Origin of the sequence: Nocardia sp. NPDC005998, from assembly GCF_040614395.1 — a bacterium.
GTDB lineage: Bacteria > Actinomycetota > Actinomycetes > Mycobacteriales > Mycobacteriaceae > Nocardia.
Genome location: NZ_JBEXUI010000012.1, coordinates 106,060 through 122,671, shown reverse-complemented (window position 1 = coordinate 122,671; position 16,612 = coordinate 106,060). Strand labels below are relative to the sequence as shown.

Annotated in this window: 17 protein-coding genes and 1 pseudogene; 12 read left to right on the top strand and 6 right to left on the bottom strand. The window is 66.0% G+C overall.

From position 1 onward, the window contains the following. Positions 1 to 31: 31 nt before the first annotated feature. From ABZ293_RS18835 to ABZ293_RS18795, 9 genes are all read left to right on the top strand, one after another. Entirely contained in the window at positions 32 to 1,126 is a 1,095-nt protein-coding gene (locus ABZ293_RS18835) for a DUF3419 family protein (protein WP_355182169.1), read from the top strand. Next, positions 1,123 to 2,736 carry an S-methyl-5-thioribose-1-phosphate isomerase gene (mtnA, locus tag ABZ293_RS18830; RefSeq protein ID WP_355182167.1) on the top strand — a complete coding sequence of 538 codons (1,614 nt, stop codon included), beginning with the start codon at positions 1,123 to 1,125 and terminating at the stop codon, positions 2,734 to 2,736. Before ABZ293_RS18835 ends, mtnA begins: the two co-directional genes overlap by 4 nt. Then, complete coding sequence (locus ABZ293_RS18825; protein ID WP_355182165.1) at positions 2,733 to 3,302, top strand: cupin; 570 nt, start codon at positions 2,733 to 2,735, stop codon at positions 3,300 to 3,302. The genes mtnA and ABZ293_RS18825 overlap by 4 nt, the downstream gene beginning before the upstream one ends. After that, positions 3,299 to 4,015, top strand: a complete 717-nt coding sequence (gene mtnC / locus ABZ293_RS18820; protein WP_355182163.1) for an acireductone synthase — start codon at positions 3,299 to 3,301, stop codon at positions 4,013 to 4,015. The genes ABZ293_RS18825 and mtnC overlap by 4 nt, the downstream gene beginning before the upstream one ends. Position 4,016: 1 nt before the next feature. Next, positions 4,017 to 4,406, top strand: coding sequence for a hypothetical protein (locus ABZ293_RS18815; RefSeq protein WP_355182161.1), 390 nt, complete (start codon positions 4,017 to 4,019; stop codon positions 4,404 to 4,406). A gap of 43 nt (positions 4,407 to 4,449) precedes the next feature. Beyond that, positions 4,450 to 5,388: an SGNH/GDSL hydrolase family protein gene (locus ABZ293_RS18810; RefSeq protein WP_355182159.1), complete on the top strand. Its 939-nt coding sequence runs from the start codon at positions 4,450 to 4,452 to the stop codon at positions 5,386 to 5,388. Beyond that, positions 5,388 to 6,686, top strand: a complete 1,299-nt coding sequence (locus ABZ293_RS18805) for an acyltransferase (RefSeq protein ID WP_355182157.1) — start codon at positions 5,388 to 5,390, stop codon at positions 6,684 to 6,686. The genes ABZ293_RS18810 and ABZ293_RS18805 overlap by 1 nt, the downstream gene beginning before the upstream one ends. 95 nt (positions 6,687 to 6,781) lie before the next feature. Further along, positions 6,782 to 7,648 (top strand): alpha/beta hydrolase, encoded by an 867-nt coding sequence (locus tag ABZ293_RS18800; protein ID WP_355182155.1) that lies wholly within the window; start codon positions 6,782 to 6,784, stop codon positions 7,646 to 7,648. 34 nt (positions 7,649 to 7,682) lie between these two features. Continuing rightward, positions 7,683 to 8,246, top strand: coding sequence for a TetR/AcrR family transcriptional regulator (locus ABZ293_RS18795; protein ID WP_355182153.1), 564 nt, complete (start codon positions 7,683 to 7,685; stop codon positions 8,244 to 8,246). A 73-nt stretch (positions 8,247 to 8,319) separates the two neighbouring features. On the opposite strand, the gene ABZ293_RS18790 is transcribed toward ABZ293_RS18795, so the two are convergent. Then, on the bottom strand, positions 8,320 to 8,892 hold the full coding sequence (locus tag ABZ293_RS18790; protein WP_355182151.1) for an NADPH-dependent FMN reductase: 573 nt from the start codon (positions 8,890 to 8,892) through the stop codon (positions 8,320 to 8,322). A gap of 579 nt (positions 8,893 to 9,471) precedes the next feature. Next, positions 9,472 to 10,032 carry a MarR family winged helix-turn-helix transcriptional regulator gene (locus ABZ293_RS18785; RefSeq protein WP_355182149.1) on the bottom strand — a complete coding sequence of 187 codons (561 nt, stop codon included), beginning with the start codon at positions 10,030 to 10,032 and terminating at the stop codon, positions 9,472 to 9,474. Positions 10,033 to 10,124: 92 nt separating this feature from the next. Here ABZ293_RS18785 and ABZ293_RS18780 point away from each other — a divergent pair, with 92 nt between their 5' ends. The 3 genes and pseudogenes from ABZ293_RS18780 (at position 10,125) to ABZ293_RS18770 (ending at position 11,866) form a co-directional block, all read left to right on the top strand. Further along, positions 10,125 to 10,544, top strand: a complete 420-nt coding sequence (locus tag ABZ293_RS18780; protein WP_355182147.1) for a nitroreductase family deazaflavin-dependent oxidoreductase — start codon at positions 10,125 to 10,127, stop codon at positions 10,542 to 10,544. Positions 10,545 to 10,546: 2 nt separating this feature from the next. Continuing rightward, positions 10,547 to 10,945, top strand: coding sequence for an NAD(P)H-binding protein (locus ABZ293_RS18775; protein WP_355182145.1), 399 nt, complete (start codon positions 10,547 to 10,549; stop codon positions 10,943 to 10,945). Then, a pseudogene (locus ABZ293_RS18770) lies at positions 10,942 to 11,866 on the top strand (NADP-dependent oxidoreductase). Before ABZ293_RS18775 ends, ABZ293_RS18770 begins: the two are co-directional and overlap by 4 nt. Positions 11,867 to 11,983: 117 nt before the next feature. Here the strand turns inward: ABZ293_RS18770 and ABZ293_RS18765 are convergent. Genes ABZ293_RS18765 through ABZ293_RS18750 form a run of 4 tightly spaced genes read right to left on the bottom strand, consistent with a single transcriptional unit; the run spans position 11,984 to position 16,602 of the window. Next, on the bottom strand, positions 11,984 to 13,960 hold the full coding sequence (locus ABZ293_RS18765) for an acyl CoA:acetate/3-ketoacid CoA transferase (protein ID WP_355182143.1): 1,977 nt from the start codon (positions 13,958 to 13,960) through the stop codon (positions 11,984 to 11,986). A 31-nt stretch (positions 13,961 to 13,991) separates the two neighbouring features. After that, positions 13,992 to 15,182: an acyl-CoA dehydrogenase family protein gene (locus ABZ293_RS18760; RefSeq protein WP_355182141.1), complete on the bottom strand. Its 1,191-nt coding sequence runs from the start codon at positions 15,180 to 15,182 to the stop codon at positions 13,992 to 13,994. Between the two features lie 59 nt (positions 15,183 to 15,241). Next, positions 15,242 to 16,153 carry an alpha/beta fold hydrolase gene (locus ABZ293_RS18755; RefSeq protein ID WP_355182139.1) on the bottom strand — a complete coding sequence of 304 codons (912 nt, stop codon included), beginning with the start codon at positions 16,151 to 16,153 and terminating at the stop codon, positions 15,242 to 15,244. Next, entirely contained in the window at positions 16,150 to 16,602 is a 453-nt protein-coding gene (locus ABZ293_RS18750; protein ID WP_355182137.1) for a MaoC family dehydratase, read from the bottom strand. The genes ABZ293_RS18755 and ABZ293_RS18750 overlap by 4 nt, the downstream gene beginning before the upstream one ends. Between the last annotated feature and the right edge of the window lie 10 nt (positions 16,603 to 16,612).

The following is a 16,612-nucleotide window of genomic DNA, read 5'->3' as shown; positions in this document are numbered from 1 at the left end:
CCGATGTATGTCCCCGGAGGGGTAGCAGACCGTGAAAAGTACTGAAAACAAAGATCGTTGGCTGCTCTACAGCACCTGCGACGAGGATTCCCGCTCGGAGTTGCGTGCGCTCGACATCGCCGAGGGCGACGATGTCTTGGCGGTGACCGGTAGTGGTTGCCGCGCACTGAGTCTGGTGGTCGGCAATCCCCGCTCGGTGACCTCGGTGGACAGTTCCGCCGGGCAGACCTACCTACTCGAGCTGAAGCTGGCCGCGATCCGGCATTTCTCCTACGACACGCTGCTGGAGTTCCTCGGCGTGGACGCCTCGGCCGACCGGTGGCGACTGTTCGAGGAGTTGACGCCACAGCTCTCACCCGGTGCCGTCGCCTACTTCACCAAGTATCGCAAGGCAATTGCCAATGGGGTGCTGCAGGCGGGCAGACATGAGCAGCTGTATGTCCGGGTGGTCGCGCCCGCCATGCGAGTGCTGTACGGCTCCGCGATGCGTGCATTGTTCGCGGCGCCGGACCTGGATACGCAGCGCGAGATCTATCGCACCCGGATCGATGGCTGGCGGTGGCGGGCCATGATCCGCCACGGTTTCACCGAGCGCACCCTGAAGACGGTCCTCAACGACGACTCCTACCGCGTCGTCACCGACGTGCAATCGTGCGGCGACTACGTCCTGGAGCGGCTCGAGCACACCTTCACCCACCATCTCGCCAAGGACAACGACTGGGTGTCGTTTATGTTCCACGGCCGCTACCCGAACCGAGAGGTGTTGCCGCACTACCTGCTTCGCGACAATGTCGCGGCCATCAGAGCCGCCGACACTCGGGTCGAGATCGTCCGTGCCGACCTGATGGATCATCTCCGATCGCTGCCGGACCGCTCGATCGACAAGTTCTCGCTGTCCGATGTGACCAGCTGCATCGACCGCGAACAGTTCGGCACGCTGATGAAGGAAGTGGTGCGGATCGCGCGCACCGACGGTCGAATCTGCTACCGCAACTTCCTGTCTCGGCATACGCCGGCACCGGAACTGCTCGGCGGCCTGCGCCGCGACGACGACCTGTGCACGCAGTTGTTCCACGACGACTACGCCTTCGTCTACCAGTTCGAGATCTTCACCGTCGGCGCTTGACCGCCCGGACTACCGAGACAGGGGAGGTACCGGCCTTGGAACGCTCACTGGACTGGGTGGATGGCGTGATCTACGCCGTCGACCAGCGCGCACTGCCCGGCGAATTCCGGATCGTGCGCATGACGACGGTGGACGAGGTCATCGCCGCGATCGAGACGCTCACCGTGCGGGGCGCACCCGCGATCGGTGCGGCGGGGGCACTGGCGGTCGCGCTGTCCGTCCGCGCCCATCGCGGGGACGCCGCAGCGGTCACCGCGGATGCCGAACGCATCGTGGCGGCGCGGCCCACCGCCGTCAATCTCGCATGGGCGGTGCGGCGAGTGTGCGCCTACCTGGCCCAGGGGCCGGACGCGGTGCTCGACGCCGCGCTCGCGCTACTCACCGAGGACGAACAGGTCAATCGCACGATGGCCGCGCGCGCGGCCGATGCGGTGTCGACGATGGTCGGACGACACCGTCTGCGGGTCCTGACCCATTGCAACACCGGCCGATTGGCGACCGTGGCGTGGGGCACCGCGCTGGGCGCCATCCGCGAACTGGCCCAGCGCGGCCGGCTGGAGAGCGTGCTGGTCGGCGAGACGCGGCCGCTGCTGCAGGGTGCGCGACTGACCGCGTGGGAGCTGGCGGAGGCCGATATCCCGCATCGGATCTGTGTGGACTCGGCGAGTTCGGCCGCGATCGCCGGTGGGCTGGTCGACTGTGTGCTGGTCGGCGCGGACCGGGTCACCGCCCACTTCGACGTGGCCAACAAGATCGGCACGTATCCGCTGGCCCTGGCAGCGGCCCGGGCGGGCATTCCATTCGTCGTGGTCGCGCCGGAATCCACGATGGACGCGTCGATCATCGATGGCGCCGCGATCACCATCGAAGAGCGCGCGGCCGAGGAAGTCACCTCGGTCGCCGGTCATCCGGTCGCGCCCGAGGGGAGCGCCGCCTACAACCCGGCCTTCGATGTGACGCCACGCGACCTGGTCACCGCCGTGGTGACCGAACGCCGAACGGTATGGCCCGCACTGGGTTACGGGCTGCCGGAGATGGCCGCGCAGTTGCACCGGCGCGGCTGGCTGGACGGGACCGCGGGCAATCTGTCGGTCCGTGTGCCCGGTACCGGCGATGCGCTCATTACCGCGAGCGGCCGAAGCAAAGGGGCGTTGACCGCACGGGATCTCGTGCTGGTCGACGCGGAAACCGGTGCGGCGGTTGGCTGTCCGGACCAGCGCCCGTCGGCCGAGGTGTCGATCCATGCCGCGCTGTACCAGATCTTCCCGGACTGCGGCGCCGTGGTGCACGCGCATCCGCCGCACGCGACCCTGGTCGCCACCTTGGCACAGCGACCCGTCGTGCAGTTCGACGACTTCGAGATCGTCAAGGGATTCGGGCTGCGCCGCAACGGCGGGTTCGAAGTCCCGGTGCTGCCCAATCACGACGATGTGCGCCGGATTGCGGCCGAACTGCGCGCGCGGCTCGACCATCACTCGGCACCGGCCGTGCTGATCGATCGGCACGGCGCGACCGTGTGGGGACCCGACCTCGAGACCGCGCGCAATCGGATGGAGTGCCTGGAAATGCTGTGTGGACTACACCTTCGGACCCGAGGAGGCCAGCCATGACGATCGTGCAGGTAATGGCGGACAACAACCGCGACGAGGTAATTGTGCGCACGACCGAGCGAGCCGAAATCGCGGAACTGCTCGCGCCATTCGATATCCACCTGGAACAGTGGCCGACCAGGGGGCTGGCGGCGGACGCCACGCAGGACGAGATATTCGCCGCCTACCGCGGGGAAATCGACGACGTGTGTGCGGCGGGCGGCTACCGGCTGGTCGATGTGGTGCGGATGGTTCCGGACCCGGAGAACGCGGAATGGCGGACCCGAGCTGCCGGCGCCCGGACCAAGTTCCTCGACGAACATCGCCACGCGGAGAACGAAATTCGCTTCTTCGTCGAAGGGCGGGGCTGCTTCTACCTGCACCTCGGCGACAAGGTGTACGCGGTGGTGTGTGTTGAAGGCGATCTGATCTCGGTGCCCGCCGGTACGACGCACTGGTTCGATATGGGCGCCACACCGCAGTTCTGCGCCATCCGATTCTTCGAGCAGGAGGACGGCTGGATCGGCGACTTCACCGGCGATCCGATCTCCGCGCGGATGCCGAGCCTGGACGAGCTACTCGGATGAGCGAGCGCGGCGAGCCAATGGTCGATACCGGCGACGCGGTGCTGCTCGATATCGAGGGAACGGTGAGTCCCGTGGCGGCCGTGCGGAATACGTTGTTCGGCTACGCCAGACCGCGCCTGGCCGACTGGTTGGGTAGGCCGGACCCCCGGATCGGGCGCATTGCCGAAGCGGTCCGGTCGGCGCTGCACGATCCGCATGCCGACCTGGATGTGGTCGCGGCCGAACTCGCGCGATGGAGCGATGCCGATATCAAGGCCGAGCCGCTCAAAGCCCTGCAGGGGCTGATCTGGCAGGACGGCTTCGCCACCGGAGTGCTGACGGCAACGCTCTACGACGATGTACCGCCGCTGCTCCGGGCGTGGGTGCGCCGGGGCGATCGGGTGTACATCTTCTCCTCGGGTTCGGAACTGGCGCAGCGACTCTGGTTCGCCAACACCCAGTTCGGCGATCTGTCCGCACTGATCAGCGGCCACTTCGACCTGTCATCCGCCGGACCGAAGAACGACGCGCGGTCCTACCGGGTGATCGCGGAGGCGATCGGGGCGCGCCCCGATCGCATCGGCTTCCTCTCCGACAATGTCGCCGAACTCGACGCGGCGGCCGCGGCGGGTATGCGGGCCGTCGGCGTCTCCCGGATGGATGAGGGCTGTCCGGATGTCGGCAGGCATCCCAGGATCACGCGATTCACCGAGATACGAGTTGGGAGAAACTGAGATGACACCTATCGCAGCCCGATCGAGACCAGCGCAACTCGCGCTGTCCTGCGCCGCGCTGTGCGGAATTGTGCTGGGTCTCACTGGATGTGGGGACGACAGTTCCAAGCCGGCCACCTCGACCACCTCCGCGCCGGTGGTGGCGCCGATCGCCACCACCGCGCCGACGACCGCTCCCGCCGCAACGCCCGCGCCCACCACGACGGATAGTGCGAGTGCGCCGCCGCCCGCACCGGCGCCGACCCAGCAGCAGGCTCCGGCGCCACAGCCCCAACCCGCACCACAGCCAGTGCCGCAAACCCAACCCGCGCCGCAAACCCAACCCGCGCCGCAACCGCAGCAGCCACCGACGCTGCCCGATCCAGGATTCGAACCGAAACCCGGCTACTGACCCGCCGGTCACCCGACTCGGCCTGCTCTCGACAAGGACGCCCATGACGTACTCGACCCGTTACCGCACACTGACCACGGCCGCGCTCGGTCTCGCCTCGGCCATGCTGCTCGCGTCCGCACCGTTCGCCACGGCCGATCCCGGAGCCGGCGGCAAATCCCTTGTGGTGCTGGGTGACTCCTTCACCGCGAACGGCGATATCGGTGCGGCCTTGGAAAATGTCACCCCCGGCGCTCAACCGGACTGCTCGCACGGCCCGACCTCGTGGCCGACGCAGCTGGCCAAGAACCTGAACGTTTGGGGCACCTCCGATTTCATCGATATGTCCTGTCGTGGTGCGTCTTTGGTCAGTGGACCGGGGTTCACGTTGGCGCACGAGGCGCGCAGCGCGGATTCGGCCGGATCGTTCGGGCCGCGGACCAAGACCGTGCTGATCCAGACCGGGCTGAACGACGCCTGGGGCGAGAACACGGTGCGGCTGCGCCAGACCCTGCTCAACTGTGTGCTCGACCTGATTCGCGGATGTGGCCCCGAGGCCGCGGCGGAGGGGCGCGCCACCGACTATCGCGGGGTCAGCACCCAGCAGTACCTGGAGCGGATCAAGCCGGTCGTCGACTATGTCCGCTATTACGCGCCGAACGCACGCATTGTCTTCGTCGGCTATCCGGAGATGAACGCGCCAGGGCAACAGCATTGGTGCATCAACGTGCTCGGTGTCGGCACGATCGTCCAGCAGCGCGCGGGCGCGCCGATCGAACTGTGGGACCGGATGGATGCCGCGCAGCGCGCCGCCGCGCGGACCCTCGGCGTGGAATTCTTCGACGCCAAGGCGGTCACCGCCGGACACGGCCTGTGCTCGCCGGAGCCGTGGCTGGCCGGAATCCTGGACCCGAACAGCGAACTGATGGGCACCCCGGTGCACCCGTCGTCGCACGGTGACGGCGTGGTGGCTGCCGCGCTGCGGCAGCTGATCGCGGGCTGATGATGGCGAGCGAGGTGGTGGCGGGGGATCGGGACGCCTTGGCGGAACTCGACCGGAGACGCCCCGCTCTGCCGTCGCTGACCGGGGCGCGCTGGTGGGCCGCGTTCGCCGTATTCGTCCTGCACGCGCTGGTCTTCCTGCCGGTCTACCCGTTCCAGAAGTCGGACCTGTTCCGGCACTTGCATCAGCTGCTGCCGATGCAACTGGGCGCGGCCGGTGTGACGTTCTTTTTCGTGCTGTCGGGTTTCATCATCTTCTGGTCGTTCAAGCCGAATAGTTCGGTGCCGCGGTTCTATTGGCGGCGGGTCCTGAAGATCTACCCGACGCATCTGGTGGCGGCGGCGGTATTCGTGGTGGCGGCGAGTGTGCCGCTGCACCGGTTGGTGGTGTGGGTGCCGAATCTGGCGCTGGTGCACACCTGGGTGCCGAAGTGGACGACGGTGGGCGGGTTGAATGTGCCGTCTTGGTCGTTGTGCTCGGAGATATTGTTCTACTTCAGTTTTCCGTTGCTGCTGCCGCTGGTACGTCGGATCCCCAGCCACCGGCTGTGGTGGTGGCTGGGGGGTCTGCTGATGTTCATCCTGTTGCTGCATACCGCGTACTACCTGTGGGTGCCGGGGCCCAAGGGCATAGCGAATGTCTTCGCACCGCGCCTGGTTCGCGGCGATGTATCACCCTTTTTCGAACTGCATGCTTCACAAGCGTGGTTTCAGCAGCCGGATATCCCGGTGTCCCCGGCGTATTGGCTGAGCTACAACTTCCCGGCATCACGACTGCCGGAATTCTTCCTCGGCGTACTGGCCGGACGACTGGTACTGGAAGGACACTGGCGACTGACCAGCGTCCGAATGCCGTTGGCGGCGTTGGCGATCAGTTATGCAGCCACCTGGGTCGTCCCGGTGAATTACAAGATGTCGGCGCTGCTGGTCGGCCCGATGACGGCCGTGGTGGCGACGCTGGCCGCCCGCGACCTGGCCGGTCTGCGTGGGCTGAACTCCACCCCGCGCATGGTCTGGTTCGGCAATATCTCGTATGCCTTCTACCTCATCCAATTTCCGGTGATGGTGCTGATCACCCGGTGGTTCATCGGCGGTCGGCAGTTCGGATTCCTCGGCTGGCTCGGCTTCGCCGCGCTGTGCCTGATCGTCTCGACCGTCGCCGCCGCAGTGATCTATCACTGGATCGACGACCCGCTGATGCGCAGGTTCGCGGGCCGACGCAGCAAAACGCCCGATGCACCGGATTCGCGGCCACCCGCGCCGGAGCTGAATACCGTAGGAGTCCAGCCTGCCCGATGATCCGCACGGCGTGCGGTAGACAAGTCGCGAAGTCCGGACGCCCTGCACCTGCGCACTCAGCCCGTCGATCGCCTACCAAGTCCTCGGAGGAACATATGCATCTCAGTACCGCGCTCGGTCAGCCGCACGAGGTCGATCTCGCCAGCGGCCGCATTCGCTATTACGAGACCGGATCCGGCGCGCCCATCTTGTTCGTACACGGCCTGCTCGTCAACGCGAACCTGTGGCGCAAGATGATTCCGACCATCGCCGCCACGGGCTATCGGTGTCTGAGCCCCGACTGGCCGCTCGGTGCGCATTCCATCCCGGTGCCGGACGCGGATCTGACCCCCACCGGTCTCGCCGATCTGGTCGAGGCGTTCATGGCGGAACTCGATCTCTCCGACGTCACGTTGGTCGCCAACGATACCGGCGGTGCGATCGCGCAGGTCCTGCTCAGTCGCGGCACCTCGCGGATCGGCCGGGTCGTGCTCGCGTCGGTGGACTGCTACGAGCGCTTCCTGCCGCCGCCGTTCAATCTGTTGCCACCGCTGGCGCGCATCCCCGGCTCGATCCGGCCGCTGACCGAAGTACTGCGGATCCGTGCGTTGCATCCGCTGCCCATCGCGCTGGGTTGGGTGGCCAAGCACAAGGTGGACCCCGAGATCATCGATACTTACCTGCTGCCGAGCCGCAACTCCGCCGCCATCCGCAAGGATCTGCGCCGATTCCTGAAGACCGCGAATCGCCGCTACACCCTCGAGGCGGCAACCCATTACCCGTCCATCGACATCCCGATCCTGCTGGCCTGGGCCCGCGAGGACAAGCTGTTCCCAGTCGCGCTGGCCGAGCGGCTGGCCGCCGACCTGCCGAACGCCACACTGAAACTCATCGATGATTCCTACACCGCGAGCCCCGAGGATCAGCCTGAGTTGCTGACCGAGCTGATTGTGGAGTTCACTCGCATGCATGCAACTCCGTAACCATGAAAACCGTTCTCGTAGTACCCGATTCGCCTTGGAGCGGGCAGGGCGCGAGCTCTTCGCCGAGCACGGCTTCACCGCCGTTCCGGCCGAGCAGTTGGTCGCGGTCGCCGGCGTGACCCGGGGTGCCCTGCAGTACCACTACGCCGATAAGCGCGGCCTGTTCGTCGCTGTGCTCGAACAACTGGAATGGGAGAACACCCAGGAGATCGCGGCGGCCATGGCGGCGGCCCCGAACCCCGACGACCTGCTCGACACCTTGGCCATCGGTCTGCGTACCTTCCTCGATATCTGTTGTCGTCCCGAAATGATCCAGATCGCGCTATCCGACGCGCCCGCCGTCCTCGGTTGGCAGGCGTGGCGCGAGTTCGAAGCCCGCAACGGACTGGGACTGCTCACCCCGCAGCTCGAGGCCGCACGCGCGGCGGGGCAGATCCCGGACGTGCAGGTGAATATCTTGGCGCAGCTACTGCTCAGCGCCGCGACCGAAGCAGGCATGCTCGTCGCGCACGCGCCCGACCCCGCCGCGGCCCGCGACGATGCGCTGCAGGCACTGATGATGGTGATCGCGGGTACGCTTCGGCCTCGCGAAGCGTAGCGCTCTGACGTTATGTGCGAAAGCCGTGCAGGTGTCGCGAGCGTCCGCTGATCCATGGGTGGCAGGTGGTATCTCAACGCGGCGGCGGGAGGACGGTGAGCACGCGCGTCACATGGGCTCCGAACTCGTCCATGAAGGCACGCAGAAACCGCGCGATGTTGTCGTCGAGCACCTCGCCCTCTTCGGTGAAGGCATCCGAGTGGTATTGAATGTAGGCCTCGGGGGCGTTCATCTGCGGCGAGTTGAGGTAGCCCAGCACGCTACGCAGGCTCTGTTGGGCAATTGCCGTGCCCAGCTTGCCGGGCGAAGTCCCGATCACCGCGGACGGCTTGTAGGTGAAGGAGTTTTCACCCCATGGCCGGCTCGCCCAGTCGATGGCGTTCTTCAGCCCTCCTGGGATCGAACGGTTGTACTCGGGGGTGACGAACAGGATCGCATCAACTCCGGCGAGGGCCTCCTTCAGCGCCCGGCCCTCGGGAGGGAAGTCGGCGTCGTAGTCGTAGTTGTAGAGCGGAAGGTCCTTGATGGGGATCTCGACAAACTCGAGTTCGGACGGCGCCAAGCGGATCAGCGCCTTGGACAGTACGCGATTGATGGACTTCTGCGACAGGCTGCCGACGATATAGCCAACCCGGTACGTGGTCACGACGTCTCCTCGGTCTGATGGCTCGACGATGTCATTGTTGGCATTTCTGTGGTCGTCCCGTGTGCGTTTGACCGGCAACGTACTCAAAAGCAGCTGAACCCATTATTTGGCTGACGAAGCCGCTCTGTGTCACAAGCTGTGCAATGAGTTCCGCTCTGTCCGCAAGGTTTCTGATCGGTCGCGATGACGAGATTATTTGGTAATTGAGTCCGGGTAATACCTATCCAGATTCAGTTGATGCAGGACGCCATCGGTGGTGGGTGTGAGTGCGGGCAGCAGCGTGCTCGGCCGGCGTGCGATAACCCAGCTTTGAATGCCTGTTAGCCCGCTTATGGTAAGCCTCGAAGCCGCCGTACGGCGCGGGCCTCGAGCAGGTAGGGGACTGCCGAGTTGCATCAGGCGGCCGCCCTTGCGCAATGCGTCCAGGTCGACGGCGGCGAATCCGAACTGGGCGGCGGGCCCCTGAGCCGTCACCGGCGGCCGTACCCTCCTCGATCGCGATGGAAGGCATCGCGGAGGCGCTCGAGCTGGTCGGCGAATGCCTTGCGCAACCGGTGGTGGAGTGCCACCACCGTGTTCTCAGCAAGCTGATTCGAGCGCATCCGCTGCGATGGCGGACTCGATGCCGGCCGCTGTCGTGCGGGTTCCGGGGGCCTTGGCCGGGTCCTGAAGTCCGCCGGGGCAGTGCTGCGCGCTGAAGTGGCTGTCGATCGTTTCGGCGATGTCGGTGAGGGCATCGAGTTGTGCCGTGGAGAGCACGTCGGCGAAGCAGTGGCGAATGCCCGCCACGTACGACGGCCAGGCAGCCTGGAATGCGGCGCGCCCGGCCTCGGTCAGTACAACGTCGTAGCCGCGGGCGTCGCCGTCGCTCGGCGCGCGCATGACCGTGCCGCGGGTCTCCATCCGAGAGACCTGGCGTGAGAGGCGGCTGCGCTCCCACTGCAGCGCGGCAGCCATATCACGGGCCCGCAACCTGTGCCCCGGGCTGTTGGACAGTCTGAGCAGGATCACAAAGTCCGCCTCGGTCAGCCCGAAGTCGCGGACCAGCATGCGGGCGAGCACAACGTTCACTTCGATCCGCATGTGCTGGAACGAGACCCACGCGCGGGTCTCCCGCTCGTTCAGCGACTCCTGATCCATGCGATCGACCCTACCCGGATTTTCGATTTGTTGACATGTAACCATCTGACTCCTAGATTTGTTTACATAGCAACAAACGACAGGAGTTCGACATGAGCGACTGGAACGCACAGACCATCGCGGAGTTTCGAGCGAACGCGGGCAGGGTCGGCGGGGTCTTCGACGGTGCTCCGCTCGTCCTGCTACATCATCGCGGCCGCAAGAGCGGGCGGGAGTTCGTCAGCCCGGTGATGTACCTTCCGCACGACACCGAGCCCGACATCATCTACGTCTTCGCGACCAGCGGTGGAGCACCCACCAACCCGGACTGGTACTTCAACTTGGCCGCCGCAGGTGGTGGCAGCGTCGAACGCGGAACCGACGCATACCCGGTGACGATCCGCGAATTGCCCGGCGCCGAACGCGATCGCGTCTACGCCGAGCAGGCGCGGCGCTACGCGGGCTTCGCCGCGTATGAACGCCAAACTGCCGGAGTGCGAACCATTCCCGTGCTCGAACTCAGTCGGGCGTAGCCATGATGTCCAGCACCGCACCGGATCCGGCCGCGCTAGTGCTCGTGGTCGGTGCCACCGGGCATCTCGGCTCCGAGGTCGTCGACGAATTCCTCGCCCGCGGCAAGAACGTGCGCGCGCTGGTCCGCCCGGCCACCGGCGCAACCAGATCGGCAGCCCGAGGTGTGCAGATCGCCCGTGGCGACATGCGCGACCCGGCCTCCCTGCTCGCGGCCATGGACGGTGCGGACGCGGTGATTACCACCGCCGCCGGGTACACCGGCTCGAACAAGAACCAAGATCGACACGGTCAGCAACGCCAACCTCGCCACCGCGGCGTCGCAGGCCGGTGTGCGCCGCTTCGTGCTCACCAGCATGGGGTGTCATCAGGGGTATTCCAACCGAAAGGAATGCAGAGATGACGACAAAGGCAGTCAGGTACAACGAATTCGGTGGGATCGACGTTTTACGGATCGACGAGGTGGAACGCCCGGTGCCCGGCGAGGCGCAGGTCCTCGTACGGGTGAAGGCGGCCGGCATCAACCCCAGCGAGGCGGTCATCCGCACGGGAGCACTGGCGGACATGTTCCCCTCGACCTTCCCGTCCGGGCAGGGCAGCGACCTCGCCGGGGTCGTCGAGGAGGTCGGCGCCGGGGTCGGCGGATTCTCGCCCGGCGACGAGGTGATCGGGTTCTCGAACAACCGGGCCTCCCAGGCCGAGCTGGTCCTGGTCGAGGCCGGCGACCTCGTCCACAAGCCGGAGCACGTCTCCTGGGCGGTGGCCGGCGGCCTGTACGTCGTCGGCGTGACGGCGTGGGGCGCGGTCAACTCCGTTCACCTCGAGCCGGGCGACACCGTCGTCATCTCTGGCGCCACCGGGGGCGTCGGCTCGCTCGCCGTCCAACTCGCGCGCCGTGCAGGGGCCACGGTCATCGGCCTGGCGAGCGAGGGCAACCATGAGTGGTTGCGCAGCCACGGCGTGCTCCCGGTGGCATACGGTGACGGCGTCGGGGACCAGATCAAGGCCGCCGCGCCCGGTGGCGTGGACGCCTTCATCGACACCTACGGCGGCGGGTATGTCGAGCTGGCTCTTGCCCTCGGCGTCGCGACCGAACGCATCGACACCATCGCCGATTACGCGGCCGCCGCGAAGTACGGGGTGAAGACCGACGGCGGGGCAGAGGCCGGGTCGGGCGCCGAAATACTCGCCGAGCTGGCTCGCCTGATCGCCCGGACAGCTCGAGCTGCCGATCGCGAAGAGCTATCCGCTGACGCAGGTCCGCGAGGCCTACACCGAGCTCGAACGCCGCCACACCCGCGGCAAGATCGTCCTCACGCCCTAATGGCGGCGCCAGCCGTTCGGTAGACCGCCGCTTCCTGCTCGCCGCTTCGCTCGATCAGGGCGCGGGTTTCGGATTCCCTGCTCCCGGGACGATGGCGTCAGTGATCGCTGCCGGGCGTCAGTCGGTGAGTGGGGTTCCGACGTTGGCGAGGGCCTCGGTGCGGTTCTCGTAGATGTGCGGGGCGACTCCGCGGGCGGCGAGATGATCTCGGAGCTTCAGTCTCATGAAGGAGCTTGTGCTGTAACGACTTACCGAAAGGTAGAAGCGATCGGCGAAGTCCTGGGCCGAGCGGGCGTAGAGGTCGCGCAGGTCCGCCGGGAGGGCAAAGTTGTCGTAGTTGGCCACCAGGTGGGTCTTTCGGCCGATCTGGAGCAGCCGGGATTCGATTGCCGCGCGGATGGTTTCGACGTCGTCCGCGGTTGTCGGCGCGAGGCCTTCCATATTGAGGAAGAAGATGTTCCGCTTGTCGTCGTAGGTCATGCGGGCCTGCATCGGGACCGATAGCAGCCGGTCTTTCAGTCCCATCGGGTTCGGCGCGAAGATGCGGGAATCCATGAGGGCCGGTTCGGCCTCGATGATGGGCTTGAATGGCATGTGCGCGAAAATATCTCGCTCGACATCGATTCCGGGCGCGACTTCGGTCAGCAGCAATCCGTCCTCGGTCAATCGGAACACACAGCGGTCGGTGATGTATAAGACCGGCTGACCGGTCCGCAGCGCTTGTGCACCGCTGAACGTACGTTGCTCCACGGCATCGAGGAATTTCGCTGCGGCAGGAGTCGGATCGACGACGACCCGGCCGTCCACGACGGCCGTGCGACTTGGTGCGACAAAAGTGCCGAGGAAGAACACCTGTTTGGCGTTCTGGCTGATGTTGATGAAACCGCCGGAACCGGCCAGCTTGGCGCCGAACCGGCTCACATTGACGTTGCCGTCCCGATCGGCTTGCGCCATGCCGAGGAAGGCAGCGTCGAGTCCGCCGCCGTCGTAGAAGTCGAATTGGTAGGGCTGGTCGAGCACGGCGTGCGCGTTGACCGCCACGCCGAAATCGGCTCCGCCGGCAGGTATTCCGCCGATCACGCCGGGTTCCGCGGTAAGTGTGAGGAAGTCGGCGATGCGCTCTTCCATCGTGACGGCGGCAATCCCCTCGGGTATGCCGACACCGAGGTTGACCACGCTGTTGGCGTGCAGTTCGAGCGCAGCACGGCGTGCGATGACTTTCCGTTCGGTCAGCGGTAGCGGCGTGGCGTAGTGCAGCGGCACGCGCCGGATCTCGCCGCTGTAGGCCGGTGAGTACGGCGTGCCGAAGGTCTGCCAATGGTGGTCCGGTGTCGCCGTCACCACGCAATCGACGAGGACCCCGGGAATCTTCACCTCGCGCGGACTGAGCGACCCGCTCTCGGCGATCCGCTCCACCTGCACGATTACCAGTCCGCCCGCGTTGTGCACGGCGGTGGCGATGGACAGCGCCTCCAGGGTGAGTGCCTCACGCTCCATGGTGATATTGCCGTCGGGATCGGCGGTGGTGCCGCGCAGCAGCGCGACATCCAACGCCAATGCCCGGTAGAACAGCAATTCCTGGCCCGCCACGGTGATCAGTTCGACCAGATCCTCGGTGGTGCGCTCGTTGACCTTGCCGCCGCCGAACCGAGGGTCCACGAACGTGCCCAGCCCGACGTGGGTGAGCAGGCCGGGCTTTCCGGCTGCCGTGTCGCGGAACAGCTGGGCAAGCACGCCCTGGGGCAGATTGTGCGCGGCGATTTCGTTGCCGACAGCCAGTTTCTGGATGCCGGGACTCATCCCCCAATGCCCTCCTATGGCCCGGGAGAGCAATCCGGGATGGCAGATACGGTCCAGCCCCCGGCCTCGGCGGTCCCCTTGGGCCACGGTGAAAACAATGCCGAGATCGCGGGGCGATCCGGATTCGAGGAAGCGCTGTTCGAGCGCGAGGGTGAGCTCTTCGGGGAAACACTGTCCCCCGAATCCCTCGATGGCGACCGAATCACCGTCACGAATCAGACGCACGGCTTCCGCTGCGGTGACGACCTTGTCGCGGGCCGCCGTCGTGGTGGGGAAATCAGTGATGGCGGGCATCGCTGCTCCTGACAATGCTCTGGGCGCCCGGTCAGGCGAACGCGCTGATACCGGTGATGTCGCGGCCCACGATCAGGGTCTGCATGGTTTCGGTGCCCTCGAAGGTGTGCACGGCTTCGACGTCGGCCATATGCCGCATGACCTGAAAGTCCAGGAGAATCCCATTGCCGCCCAGCAAGTCGCGCGCCGTGTGCAGGACCGTGCGGGCGGTGCTCGTATTGTGCATCTTCGCCAGTCCGGCGAGGGTGGGTTGCAGACGTCCCTCGGCGGCGAGCGTGCCGATCTGCAGGCAGTACAGCTGCATGGCGGTGACGTCGGCGAGCATCTTCACCAGACGGTCCTGCACGATCTGGAAAGCCGCCAAGGGTTTTCCGAACTGGATGCGCCGCTTGGCGTAGGTCAGTGCGGTGTCGAATCCGGCGAGCGCGTGCCCGAGCGCCATCCACGCGCACGCACTGCGGGTGCCGACCAGCACCGTGGCGCAGTCCTTGAACGAGTTTGCGCCGGGCAGCCGGTTCTCGGCCGGGACCCGCACCCCGTCGAGCTGAATCTGCGCCTGCCACACTGCCCGCAGCGCACCCTTCCCGGTAATGACCTGCGCGTTATAGCCAGGCGTGCCCTTCTCCACCAGAAAACCCTTGACCTGACCGTCCTCGGTGTCGCGCGCCCACACGACGATCACATCGGCGATGCTGCCGTTGCCGATCCATTTCTTCGCGCCGTCGATGATGTAGTCACCGCCGACGCGGCGGGCGCTCGTCTCGAGCCCGATCGAATCCGAGCCGTGGTCGGGCTCGGTCAACGCGAAAGCACCCAGTTTCTCCAGCCGCGCCATCTCGGGCAACCACCGTTGTTTCTGCTCCTCCGAACCGCAGTGGGCGATCGACTGCATGGCCAGTCCGGCCTGCACGCCTGCGAAGGTGCCGATGCTGCCGTCACCGCGGCTGAGTTCCATGTAGGCAAGGCCCACCGAAATCGGATCCAGGTCCGGGCAGCCGTAGCCGACGATGCCGTCGCCGATGATCCCGACCTCACTCAGGCTCTTCAGCAGCGGGAAGGGGAATTCGGCCCGCTCCCAATAGTCGTTGATGACCGGGCGAACCTCTTTCGCGACAAACTCCCTTGTGCGCGAAAGGACATCGAACTGAGCGGGTGTGATGCGTTCCCGCAAGAAGAAGTAGTCGGTTCCGAGAGCGTCGGCGACACCGATCTGAAGGTCCATTTCGAGCTCCCTGCGCGAGGAATCATCCGAATAATGATGTGTGACCTACATCACCTATTTTAGGGTGCGCCCTCTGTTTCGGCCCGAACAATGTCACCGTCGACAACGAAATCCCTGGTCTGTTGTTTCGCGGCATATTCTCGAGAGGACCACGGCGCGCGGAAGGTCTCGATCACCGGCACCAGCACCGATGCGTTGGCAATCAGGTCGACATGCCCGCCCGGATGCAAGTGCACCGTCGCATGCGGCAGCAATCGACCCATGATGTGGGCATTGGCGACCGGGATGATCGGATCGTCGGTGCCGGCCAGGATCAACGTGGGCTGGCGGATGAGCGGCAGTGCGAACAGGCTCGTCCACACCGACCCGGCCAGCAGCTGATGCAGATAGCCGACACGGGAGCCCGCCATCAGCTGCCGATCGAACAGCCGCTGGACAATGGCGGGATCACGGCGGACACTGCCTCCGTAGAGTTCCCCGGCGATGCGGGCAGCATAGCGGTGGTCCAGAAACCGGTGTGGCGTAAGCATTTTCAGTAACACACGGGGCGGGCCCGGGATCATGAGTACGCCGGTGCCGGTGGAGACCAGCACGAGTCGACGACACCGCCGCGGATACTGAAAGGCGAACTGCTGCGCCAGCGCACCTCCCCAGGACAGGCCCAGCACATCGACCTGCCCGTGGATGCCCAGCTTGCGCAGCACTGCGCCGAGTACCGCGGCGAGATAGGGAAATCCATACGGCAATGGCGAATCCGGAGACCCGCCGGCGCCGGGCACGTCGAACCGCACCACCGTGGTCGCCGGATTCAATGCGGCGACCAGCGGATCGAATACCTCGAGCGCCGCGCCGATACCGTTGCACAGCACCAGCGGCACACCTGAACCCCAGCGCACGTCGACGCGGATCTGTTGTCCCAGTACGGCGATCAGCCGTTGTTCGACGGCGTCGGCGGGCACGGGGGCGCTCATAGGTACAACACCACGACGTCGGCGACGCAGGCCGGGCGGGTGCCGCCGTCGATTTCGTAGGTGAGGCCGAAGACCGCCTCCACGCCGGATGTCTTCTGCTGGGCGGAATTCAGCGTCACCGCCGCCCGGATCTTGGCGCCCACCGGCACCGGTGCGGGGAAGCGCACCCTGTTCAGGCCGTAGTTGAGCGCGGCGGCGAGCTCGCGAATCTCCAGTACGTCGGCGATCACCACCGGCGCGAGGGACAGGGTGAGATACCCGTGCGCGATAGTGCCGTGGAACGGCCCGGCCGCGGCACGCTGCGGATCGGTGTGGATCCACTGGTGATCACCGGTGGCCTCGGCGAACCGGTCCACCTGCTGCTGAGTGATCTCCATCCAGGCGGTGGTCCCGAGTTGGTGGCCGACCATGCCGACGAGATCGGCGGGCGTTTCGAGTTGTGTTGTCATGACCAGCCTT

What these genes read in the sequence shown, in the direction of transcription:
- ABZ293_RS18825 (WP_355182165.1), top strand. Translation starts at nt 2,733, where the DNA reads ATGACGATCGTGCAGGTAATGGCGGACAACAACCGCGACGAGGTAATT.
- mtnC (WP_355182163.1), top strand. Translation starts at nt 3,299, where the DNA reads ATGAGCGAGCGCGGCGAGCCAATGGTCGATACCGGCGACGCGGTGCTG.
- ABZ293_RS18815 (WP_355182161.1), top strand. Translation starts at nt 4,017, where the DNA reads ATGACACCTATCGCAGCCCGATCGAGACCAGCGCAACTCGCGCTGTCC.
- ABZ293_RS18810 (WP_355182159.1), top strand. Translation starts at nt 4,450, where the DNA reads ATGACGTACTCGACCCGTTACCGCACACTGACCACGGCCGCGCTCGGT.
- ABZ293_RS18805 (WP_355182157.1), top strand. Translation starts at nt 5,388, where the DNA reads ATGATGGCGAGCGAGGTGGTGGCGGGGGATCGGGACGCCTTGGCGGAA.
- ABZ293_RS18800 (WP_355182155.1), top strand. Translation starts at nt 6,782, where the DNA reads ATGCATCTCAGTACCGCGCTCGGTCAGCCGCACGAGGTCGATCTCGCC.
- ABZ293_RS18785 (WP_355182149.1), bottom strand. Translation starts at nt 10,032, where the DNA reads ATGGATCAGGAGTCGCTGAACGAGCGGGAGACCCGCGCGTGGGTCTCG.
- ABZ293_RS18780 (WP_355182147.1), top strand. Translation starts at nt 10,125, where the DNA reads ATGAGCGACTGGAACGCACAGACCATCGCGGAGTTTCGAGCGAACGCG.
- ABZ293_RS18775 (WP_355182145.1), top strand. Translation starts at nt 10,547, where the DNA reads ATGATGTCCAGCACCGCACCGGATCCGGCCGCGCTAGTGCTCGTGGTC.
- ABZ293_RS18765 (WP_355182143.1), bottom strand. Translation starts at nt 13,960, where the DNA reads ATGCCCGCCATCACTGATTTCCCCACCACGACGGCGGCCCGCGACAAG.
- ABZ293_RS18760 (WP_355182141.1), bottom strand. Translation starts at nt 15,182, where the DNA reads ATGGACCTTCAGATCGGTGTCGCCGACGCTCTCGGAACCGACTACTTC.
- ABZ293_RS18755 (WP_355182139.1), bottom strand. Translation starts at nt 16,153, where the DNA reads ATGAGCGCCCCCGTGCCCGCCGACGCCGTCGAACAACGGCTGATCGCC.
- ABZ293_RS18750 (WP_355182137.1), bottom strand. Translation starts at nt 16,602, where the DNA reads ATGACAACACAACTCGAAACGCCCGCCGATCTCGTCGGCATGGTCGGC.